The sequence below is a fragment of the Candidatus Omnitrophota bacterium genome (assembly GCA_034717435.1).
Classification (GTDB): domain Bacteria; phylum Omnitrophota; class JAUWXU01; order JAUWXU01; family JAUWXU01; genus JAYELI01.
In genome coordinates this window covers 1-8294 of the sequence record JAYELI010000050.1, presented here as the reverse complement: position 1 = coordinate 8294, position 8294 = coordinate 1, and the positions used below count along the sequence as shown (strand labels likewise).

9 protein-coding genes and 2 tRNA genes are annotated in these 8294 nt (G+C 42.8%); all 11 read right to left on the bottom strand.

What is annotated here, in order from left to right; genetic code table 11:
* Positions 1-306, bottom strand: a 306-nt coding sequence (locus U9Q08_04200) for a hypothetical protein (GenBank protein ID MEA3328910.1), incomplete at its 3' end; no start/stop codon positions are given.
* A gap of 220 nt (positions 307-526) precedes the next feature.
* Positions 527-604, bottom strand: a tRNA-Arg gene (locus tag U9Q08_04195).
* A 42-nt stretch (positions 605-646) separates the two neighbouring features.
* Positions 647-1162: an adenine phosphoribosyltransferase gene (locus tag U9Q08_04190; GenBank protein MEA3328909.1), complete on the bottom strand. Its 516-nt coding sequence runs from the start codon at positions 1160-1162 to the stop codon at positions 647-649.
* A gap of 6 nt (positions 1163-1168) precedes the next feature.
* The gene (locus U9Q08_04185) at positions 1169-2023 is read right to left on the bottom strand and encodes an RNA polymerase sigma factor RpoD/SigA (GenBank protein MEA3328908.1); all 855 of its coding nucleotides are present in this window, start codon (positions 2021-2023) and stop codon (positions 1169-1171) included.
* On the bottom strand, positions 2020-3258 hold the full coding sequence (locus tag U9Q08_04180) for an aspartate kinase (protein MEA3328907.1): 1239 nt from the start codon (positions 3256-3258) through the stop codon (positions 2020-2022). The genes U9Q08_04185 and U9Q08_04180 overlap by 4 nt, the downstream gene beginning before the upstream one ends.
* A 41-nt stretch (positions 3259-3299) precedes the next feature.
* Entirely contained in the window at positions 3300-4499 is a 1200-nt protein-coding gene (locus U9Q08_04175; protein MEA3328906.1) for a cofactor-independent phosphoglycerate mutase, read from the bottom strand.
* Positions 4500-4586: 87 nt separating this feature from the next.
* On the bottom strand, positions 4587-5645 hold the full coding sequence (thrC, locus tag U9Q08_04170; GenBank protein MEA3328905.1) for a threonine synthase: 1059 nt from the start codon (positions 5643-5645) through the stop codon (positions 4587-4589).
* A 69-nt stretch (positions 5646-5714) separates the two neighbouring features.
* Positions 5715-7004, bottom strand: a complete 1290-nt coding sequence (locus U9Q08_04165) for a homoserine dehydrogenase (protein ID MEA3328904.1) — start codon at positions 7002-7004, stop codon at positions 5715-5717.
* Between the two features lie 20 nt (positions 7005-7024).
* A tRNA-Pro gene (locus tag U9Q08_04160) sits at positions 7025-7099 on the bottom strand.
* Positions 7100-7249: 150 nt separating this feature from the next.
* The gene (locus U9Q08_04155; protein MEA3328903.1) at positions 7250-7522 is read right to left on the bottom strand and encodes an HU family DNA-binding protein; all 273 of its coding nucleotides are present in this window, start codon (positions 7520-7522) and stop codon (positions 7250-7252) included.
* A 118-nt stretch (positions 7523-7640) separates the two neighbouring features.
* Positions 7641-8294: NAD(P)H-dependent glycerol-3-phosphate dehydrogenase (locus U9Q08_04150; GenBank protein MEA3328902.1), on the bottom strand; the 654-nt coding region annotated here is incomplete at its 5' end.

Genomic DNA, 8294 nt, shown 5'->3' with positions numbered 1-8294 from the left:
CGAAGTCCAGTCTCTTTCATTCATTATTCTAATCGCGGCTGAGACATTATCGGTAAGGTCGGCGTCAATATTTATGCCCACTGTGGACATAAATGAATGAGCGTTTTCACTGGTATCAAGCTGCGCTGGGCCGTGGTTCCAGTTGGTGGTGTTGTCATCCAAGCCGTTCAAGTCATAAGTCGACTGAAGGACACTGCGCAGTGTAATGTCTCCGCTTATTTTTACATTCTGTACTTCGGCATAAGCAGGTGCCGCAACAAACGCCACCAGCGCCGCCATCATACAAAATATGGTTAATTTCCTCATTTATTTCCTCCTTAAAATACAATTTAAGTCTTTAAATTTATTTAATAACCGGCTTTTAATTCCGGAAATTATCTTCCTATATCTACACATCATTCTTGACAATTTTAAAGCTCTCTATTCTCCCCCCTTTCCGCTTTAGATTAAAATTATCGATGATGTTTCAACATAACCAGTTATATCATAGTAAAATTTTCCTGTCAAGGAAAAAATGCAAAAAATCTGGTACCCTCGGACAGGCTCGAACTGTCGACACCAGGTTTAGGAAACCTGTGCTCTATCCATACTGAGCTACGAGGGCAATTAAATTGCTAAATTGTTAAATGGCTAAACTGTTAAATTGTTAGTATTTAATCAACGAAAAAACCGGGTAGTCTTTAAGTTTCTCCCGGCCTTTTAAATCGGTAAGTTCAATCAAAAAGGTAAGCTCTACTATCTCGCCTTGAAGCTTATTGACCAGGTCAATAACTGCCCGAGCGGTTCCGCCGGTCGCTAACAGGTCATCGACTATCAAGACCCTGTCTTTGGGTTTGATTGCATCCCGGTGGACTTCTAAAGTGTCTGTGCCATATTCCAGGTCATACGTTACCTGATAGGTTTCGGCAGGCAGTTTGCCTTTTTTTCTGACCGGGATTATTGCGCATCCCAGCTTATGAGCCAAGGCACCGGCAATAATAAAACCGCGCGCCTCAATCGCCGCCAAACTGTCTATTTTCTTATCGATATATCTCGCCCCTAATTCATCAATAGCGATTTTAAAATGTTCTTTATCCTTGATCAAAGTAGTAATATCTCTGAACAAAATTCCTTTTTGAGGAAAATCAGGAATGCTTCTAATCAGGGTTTTTAAATCTTCCATATTTTTTTAGCCCTCTTGTTTTGTCTTGATCAGCGTCTTTAATTTTTGTATTGCCCCGACCTCGATCTGGCGTACTCTTTCTCTGGTCAATTTGAATTTTTTAGCTATTTGCTGCAGCGTGCGATAATCGCTGTCTCTTAACCCGAACCTTAAAGTTATTACCTCCCTTTCCCTTTTGCTCAGCACCTCCAGCAATTCTTCTATCCTTTCATGGCGCATTATTTCATCTACCCCGTCGGAGGGAGCAATCACGCTTTCATCCTGCACTAAATCTATCAATTGCACTGTTCCTTCCCTGCCCACCGGCGCGCTCAAAGAAGCTGGTTTGGTAATTATGTTTTTTATTTCCTTAATTTTTTTTAACGGCAGCTTCATTGTCTTGGATATTTCTTTCAGGGTAGGGCGGCGGCCAAGGGTTTGAGAAAGGCTGGCAGTAACCTTTTTCCATTTGGAAATAGTATCAATCATATAACCGGGAACGCGGATCATCTTCCCTTTGTTGGAAACAGCCCGGGTTATCGCTTGTTTGATCCACCAAGAGGCATAGGTAGAAAACCGATAACCTTTTTTGGCATTATATTTTTTAACTGCCTTTATCAACCCCAGGTTTCCTTCTTCAATTAAATCTGATAACGGCAGGCCTAAGTGGGTATATCTTTTGGCAATGTTAATTACTAAACGCAGATTAGATCTTATCATTTTTCGCTGGGCGGACTTATTTCCGGCCTTTGTCTTTTTGGCAAGATCTACTTCTTCCTCGGGAGTCAAAAGAGGAATTTTATCTATTTCTTCTAAATAAATACGCAAAGGCTCTTTATCGGCAGTCTGACTCTTTTCTAAAAACGAATCTTGTTTTTTCATTTTTTACCCAGTTTAAACTTTTTATGTATTGCCCGAACCGCTCTTTCGGCATCCTTTTCTTTTATAACACAAGATATCTTTATCTCGGAAGTAGAAATCATTTCTATATTAACGCCTGCATCGGCCAGAGCGCTAAACATACTGGCAGCCACTCCGGAATGACTGCGCATACCCAGGCCCACCACTGATACCTTGGCTATTTCTTTATCGCAGCTAATTCCCGCGGCCTTTATCCGGCGAGAGATAGACTTAACTACTTCCAACGTTTTGGTTAAGTCTGATTTCAATACCGTAAAAGAAACATCCGTGCCGCCGGCGCGATTAACAGAACGGCCTGCCTGCTTGATATTCTGAATAATCATATCTACGTTTATCCCGGCTGCGGCAACACGCTTAAAAATCCTTGCCGCCATACCCGGTTTATGAGGCACGTCCAGCACCGTGATCTTGGCCTCATTTTTATTATAAGTGACGCCTTTGACCAAAACATCTTCCATAGCCTTGACCTCCCTGGAAATCAAAGTTCCTTTTATAGATTTGAAGCTCGACCTGACGTGAATAGGAATATCGAATTTTTTGGCTACCATAATTGATCTCGCCTGAATTACCTGGGTCCCAAGCGAAGCCAGTTCCAGCATTTCCGAATAACTTATCTGCTTTATTTTTCTTGCATCGCGGACTACCCGGGGGTTAGCTGTGTATACCCCCTGGACATCAGTGTATATTTCACAATGTTTGGTGTTAAGCGTCTTTGCCAACGCTACAGCGGTCAGGTCCGATCCACCCCTGCCCAGGGTGGTTATCTCCTGTGAAAGATCCACACCTTGAAAACCGGCAATAATAACAATCTTATTCTGGCCAAGCGCCCTTTCTATCTTTGCGGTATTTATGCTTTGTATTCTTGCCTTGGAATGAGTGCTGTCAGTGATAATACCAACTTGAGCGCCGGTAAAAGAAACAGCCTGCTGCCTGAAAGAATGAATAGCTATGGCCAGCAATGCCACTGAAACCTGCTCACCCGTTGAAATCAACATATCCAGCTCACGCTCCGGAGGGTCAGTTGAAACTTGATGAGCTAATTCTGTTAAATCGTCAGTAGTATCGCCTAATGCCGAAAGCACCACCACCAACTGGTTGCCTGAAAGTTTGGTCTTAATTACACGCCGGGCGACTTGCTTTATTCGCTCAGCATCGGCTACTGAACTTCCGCCGTATTTTTGAATTATTAGCGCCATGGTTACCTTTTTTCGTTGCCTCTTTTCGCTTATGACCTTCTCTAAGTGTCCGTTATAAGATATTCTATTAATTTGTGTCCTTGCTTAAACTCAAACGAACTGTTTTTTGCTTCTTTTTCGCTAAAACTCTTTGAGTTGTCAGCGTTGATCCCCTTGCCGCAAAGAGCAAATGGCGGAGGGTCAGCCACGTGCGTCTTAAGACTCAACGGTGTAAGATGATCGGATAAAACCAAAACCCTGTAGTCTTCCCTGTCTCTAAAATTCTCCAGGATAGTCCCGACCACCAGCTTATCAAAATTTTCTATTGCGGTAATTTTAGCTCTGATATCACCGTTATGACCTGCTTCGTCCGGCGCCTCTACGTGGACGAAGGTAAAGTCTAAATTATCTAAAGAACTGATTGCAAACCTGGCTTTTGCCTGATAGTCTGTATCATAATAACCGGTTGCGCCGGGGACTTCAATAACCCTCAGCCCGATTGAACAGCCTATGCCTTTTATCAGATTTACCGCAGAAATAATCGAGCCGTCGACTCCGAATTTTTCTTTAAAACTAACCAGATTAGGCATAATTCCCTGGCCCCACAACCAGATCATGTTGGCCGGATTTTCACCTAAATCCATTCTTATCTGGTTGATTTCGTGGCGCTCCAGAACCTTTTTTGACTTCTCCATCAAGCAGTTAAGCATTTGCGCCCCTTTGCCTTTTGGTAAATTAGATGATATTTCCTGACTGCTGATATCATGGGGAGGCTTACACTTAGCGCTCAAATCATCAAAGCCCTGAACAGCTTTTATTACTGTCAGGTGACGATAGCTTACCCCCGGATAAAATCTTATCTGTTCATTGCCCAATTCTTTATCCAGGGCAGAGATCAAAATTTCCGCCTCTTTAGTGGTAATATGCCCGGCGCTGTAATCCACCATGGTATTCTGATAAGCAGTTACCAGGTTGCACCGAAACGCCAATTCATTAACCCCCAATTTAACCCCCATATACGCCGCTTCAAGCGGCCCCCGGCCGGTATAGTATTTAACCGGATCATAACCCAAAATCGAGAGATTGGCTACATCGCTGGCTGCTTTCATTCCTTTAGGAACAGTATAAACCAGACCTGTCCTGCCTTGCCGGCTGATAGAATCCATATTAGGAGTTTTTGCCGCTTCCAACGGCGTATGCCCGTTAAGCTTTTCCAAAGGAAAATCAGCCATTCCGTCTCCGACTAACACGATATACTTCATTATTCTCCTTCCAAGATTGCTAAATTGATATATTGCTAAATTGTTATATTGTCGCTTTAACAGTTTAACAATTTAACAGTTTAACAATCAAAAACCTATTTCTTTTACCACTGCTTCTAACTCTGCCGCTAAAACCGCAGGCTTATTAACGCTTTTAATCGCTCGATCCGGGTCTTTGAGGCCGTGACCGGTCAGGGTGCACACTATTTTAGCTGCTGCTTGATCAAAGTACCCTTGTTTCTTTAATTTGAAAATCCCGGCGATTGAAGCGGCTGAAGCAGGTTCTACAAAAATCCCTTCCCTGCCGGCCAGAAATTTATAGGCTTGAATTATTTCTTTATCGCTCACCATATCAATAAGTCCGGTTGATTCATCCCGGCTAAGTTCTGCCTTTTTCCAACTGGCAGGGTTGCCTATTTTTATAGCGGTAGCTAAAGTCTCGGGATTTTTTATTATTTCATTTCTTACTATCGGAGCAGCTCCCTCGGCTTGAAAACCAAGCATCTTAGGGAGTTTGTTTATTTTTCCTGCTTGTTTGTATTCTTTATAGCCTTTCCAATAAGCAGTGATATTGCCGGCATTCCCTACCGGAATTGCGTGATAATCCGGTGAAAAACCTCCAAGCTGTTCGGATATTTCAAAAGCAGCTGTTTTCTGGCCTTCAATCCGATGAGGGTTTATCGAATTTACCAACCTTATCGGAAATTTGGCTGTTATCTCTCTGGCTAACCTGAGGGCATCGTCAAAATTACCCTTGATTGCAATAACCTTTGCCCCGTGAATCAAGGCCTGGGAAAGCTTACCCAGGGCTATGGCGCCTTCGGGAATAAGAACCACGCACTTAAGCTTAGCCCGAGCTGCATAAGCAGCCGCTGAAGCCGAGGTATTTCCGGTAGAGGCGCACATTACTGCAATAACCTTCTCCTCCAGGGCCTTGGAAACTGCTACTGTCATACCCCGGTCTTTAAAAGAACCCGTAGGGTTTAACCCTTCATATTTCAGATAAACCTTTATATTTCTGCCTAATTGTCTGCTTACAGCCGGTGCATAAATTAAAGGGGTATTACCTTCATTTAAACTAACAACCGGTGTTTTATCTGTTACCGGTAAAAAGTCTCTATATTCTTCAATTACTCCATTCCACATTCGTCACTCCTCCAGCAACCGCAAACCGTAACCTGCAAATCGTAAACCAATTAGTACTTATAATTGTTTTTACTCTTCGATCCTGACCACCACAGCTTTCTCTTTGATTACCGCCAAATTATTTATTTTCTCTAATGCCTGCTGCAGGTTTGCTTCCCGGGCTTTATGGGTCATCATTACTATCGGCGCGCTCTCCTGGCAGTGCTTTCTTTTTTGAATTACACTGGCTATACTGATCTTATTATCCCCTAAGATTCCCGCAATCTGCGCTAAAACTCCCGGCTGATCCAGGGCCTGGAGCCTGACGTAATATTTAGTTTCTATATCCCGGATCTTTCTGATCGACATTCCTTTCTTTGCAGGAAAAACCTTTTTTGCTTCTTTATGTCCAGAGATAAGGCTGGTTGCTAAATCAACTAAATCAGCAACCACCGCGCTGGCGGCCGGCAGCATGCCTGCGCCTGGGCCATAAAAAATAGTATCTCCGGTTAGATCTCCGCGGATATAAACAGCATTATAACGGCCTCTGACATTAGAAAGAACTTTATCATTAGAAAGCAGTGTGGGGTGGACCCTGAGTTCTAATCCGTTATCAATTACCTTGGCAATAGCTAACAATTTTATCGTATAACCAAGTTCCCCGGCAAATTTTATATCTTCCGAAGAAATAACAGTTATTCCTTCGGTATAAATATCCTCTAGTCTTATCTCTTGCCTAAAAGCCAGTGTGCTTAAAATAAACAGCTTATGGCTGGAATCAATCCCCTCCACGTCTAAGGATGGATCCTTTTCTGCAAATCCTTTTAGCTTTGCCTCGTTTAAAGCCTCTTGAAAACTTACACCCTGTTCAGCCATCTTGGTCAGAATATAATTAGAAGTTCCGTTGACAATCCCGAATATAGCGTTTATATTATTGGCGATCAGTCCTTCTTTTAACGACTTTATAACCGGCAGGCCTGAACAGACGCTGGCCTCAAATAGAAGATCAACGGAATTCTTCCTTGCTACCCGGGATATCTCTTGACCACACTCAGCCAAAAGTGCTTTATTGGCGGTAATTACGTGTTTGCCCTTTTGTAAGGCTTCGATTATATACTCTTTAGCCGGGCTAATCCCTCCGATCAACTCAATAATAATATCGATTTGTGGATCATCGATCACTTTTTTCCCATCAGTAGTCAAGATACTTCTATCCACTTCTACCCGGCGCAGTGAAATAACATCTTTATCTACTATTGCCTTGATCACAAAGTCGCAGCCGCAAGTTTGGCGCAAAAACAAACTTTTCTCTTTTAATATCTTGATTACCCCGCTGCCTACTGTTCCAAAACCTATTAAACCAATATTAATTTGCTTCACTAAAAATTACCTCCAAAAAGTCGGGGCGGAGAGATTTGAACTCTCGACCTCTTGAACCCCATTCAAGCGCGCTAGCCAAGCTGCGCCACGCCCCGAATAAAAACACAGTTTACGAAATCCGCAGAATGATGTAAATTATATTCCTGAATTCGACACTGAGGCTGCGAAGTAACCGAAATGCCTTTTTAAGATAGATCTTTTGATTGTAGCGCGGGCTTAAGCCCGCGCTACTTAATTAAAATTCTTTAGCGCACCGCTTTTTTCAACGCTGATCCTGCAGTAAAAGCAGGGACTTTCCTTGCTCTAATTTTTAACGACTCTCCTGTGCGCGGATTTCTGCCGGTCCGTGCTTTTCTGTTCTTAATCCAGAAACTACCAAAACCAATTAACTGTACGCGCTCACCTTTTTTAAGAGCAGTCTTAATGCTGTTTAATGTTGTTGTGATTACTTTATCAGCCTGGGACTTTGACAATTTTGACTTTTTAGCTACCTGGATGCTTAATGAACCTCTATTCATTTATTTCACCTCCTCCCTTTTATATTGTTATACTGTCATATTGCTATATTGTTGTATGTATTAAGATTGTTTCTTCATCGGTTTGGCAATATAGCAATTTAGCAATTTAGCAATTTATTTATACCACTTCCGGCTTTGCCTTTCTAAGCATCAAGTTTTTAACCACTGACAGGGGATCTTTATCCTCGTACAAAATAGAATATATTTCCCCGGTAATGGGCATTTCAATATTGCGGTCATGGCTAAGGTCACGCACAGACTGCGTAGTCTTTATCCCCTCTGCTACCGTCTCCATTTCTTTCAGGATCTGGTTTAATTTCTTACCCTGGGCTATCAACATCCCTACCTGTCTGTTGCGGCTGTAAGGGCTGATACAGGTAGCTATAAGATCACCTATTCCTGATAATCCGTTGAACGTAGACGGGTTTGCTCCTAATTCGACCCCCAACCTGGTCATCTCAACTATGCCCCTGCTTAAAAGTGCTGCTTTGGTGTTTGAGCCAAAACCCAATCCATCTGATATTCCGGCAGCAATAGCCACAATATTTTTAAGCGCTCCTCCCAGCTCGACTCCGATTATATCCTGGCTGGTATATACCCTGAATCTTTCGGTCGTAAAGATATTTTGCACCTGGATAGCTGTCTTTTTATCATTTGAAGAAGCCACTACAGTCGTCGGCATGTTTTTAGCCACCTCTTCGGCGTGGCTGGGCCCGGAAAAAACAGCCAGCCTCGGAGGGTTAATCTCTTCAGAAAAAACCTTCGACATCCT

Bases quoted from the DNA above. Each gene is read 5' to 3' on its own strand.
- U9Q08_04190 (MEA3328909.1), bottom strand. From the start codon at position 1,162: ATGGAAGATTTAAAAACCCTGATTAGAAGCATTCCTGATTTTCCTCAA.
- U9Q08_04185 (MEA3328908.1), bottom strand. From the start codon at position 2,023: ATGAAAAAACAAGATTCGTTTTTAGAAAAGAGTCAGACTGCCGATAAA.
- U9Q08_04180 (MEA3328907.1), bottom strand. From the start codon at position 3,258: ATGGCGCTAATAATTCAAAAATACGGCGGAAGTTCAGTAGCCGATGCT.
- U9Q08_04175 (MEA3328906.1), bottom strand. From the start codon at position 4,499: ATGAAGTATATCGTGTTAGTCGGAGACGGAATGGCTGATTTTCCTTTG.
- thrC (MEA3328905.1), bottom strand. From the start codon at position 5,645: ATGTGGAATGGAGTAATTGAAGAATATAGAGACTTTTTACCGGTAACA.
- U9Q08_04155 (MEA3328903.1), bottom strand. From the start codon at position 7,522: ATGAATAGAGGTTCATTAAGCATCCAGGTAGCTAAAAAGTCAAAATTG.